This is a genomic window from Nocardiopsis sp. NPDC055879, from assembly GCF_053615935.1.
In genome coordinates this window covers 2,961-3,961 of sequence record NZ_JBSHCT010000062.1, presented here as the reverse complement: position 1 = coordinate 3,961, position 1,001 = coordinate 2,961, and the positions used below count along the sequence as shown (strand labels likewise).

1 protein-coding gene is annotated in these 1,001 nt (G+C 62.5%); it reads left to right on the top strand.

The genetic code is table 11. From position 1 onward, the window contains the following. Positions 1-166 precede the first annotated feature (166 nt). A partial coding sequence (locus ACWGKS_RS29615; protein ID WP_452525020.1) for a hypothetical protein occupies positions 167-1,001 on the top strand: 835 nt, incomplete at its 3' end.

The following is a 1,001-nucleotide window of genomic DNA, read 5'->3' as shown; positions in this document are numbered from 1 at the left end:
CAACCGCTTGATGCCGTCCGGACAGCACGGGGCTGAGCCGGCCGGTGCCGCCCCGCCACAGCCCGCCGGGGAAGCAGAAGGCAGCCGTCCCGGTAGTGCTCGCCCGACACCGGTGTCCGGGGAAGCCGACCAGCGCCCCGTCCAACGCCCTGTGCAGGATCCCACGGTGGCCGATGCGTTGGCTTTCGATGACATCATCAACCACCCCGACAACCAAACCTTCGCCGAGCAGATCAAGAACGAACACCGAGGCCAGATCAGCGAGGTTGATCAAAAAGCCAAGACCCGCCCGAGCAACACCCCTGATTCAGAGGAAGGCAGCTGGACCGCCGAAGCCCTCTTCGATGGGCCCGACGGCGCCGGGGACAAAGTCCCGGCCATGGCGGGAGCCGATCGACCCGGCGACACGATGGAGACATCTGCCGCTAGGAACACTCCGACGCCCTTGGAGCAGCTGCGACTCACCGACATCGGCGAACCAGGGGGTAACCGATCTCTTCGCAACGAAGTCGACGAGGGGCACGGTGGCGGCAACGTGGACCTGCGTGACCGCAACCCCGCCGCACGCAACCACGATGGCGACGACCCGAACCCGAATTGGGACGGTTCAAGCCGGAATGATGCCACTGAGGTTAGAAGTGATGGAACGCCTGCCAATTCGGATGCGACTTCCAGCAGCAGGAAGCCTGTGGCCCCTGCCGCCCCCACATCCGCTGCGGCGAACACGGGAGACCCATCGTTGCATGATGATCAGGGCCCTAATGATCGCGATGACTCTGACATCGGACAGGATGATGAAGGAAGTGATCCGAGCAACAACGAAAGTGAAATAGACCAGCAGTCGCCACATGACATGGAAGGGACAATTGAAGACAGTGCCTTAGAGCCAGAGGGGAGCTTCGCCAGCGACCTGCCCTTCGCCGAACGCTACGGTCTGGATACGAATAATGGGGAGTTCAGCGAAGCCTCCAAGCCCTTGCCGACCCTGGACAGGTCTGAAA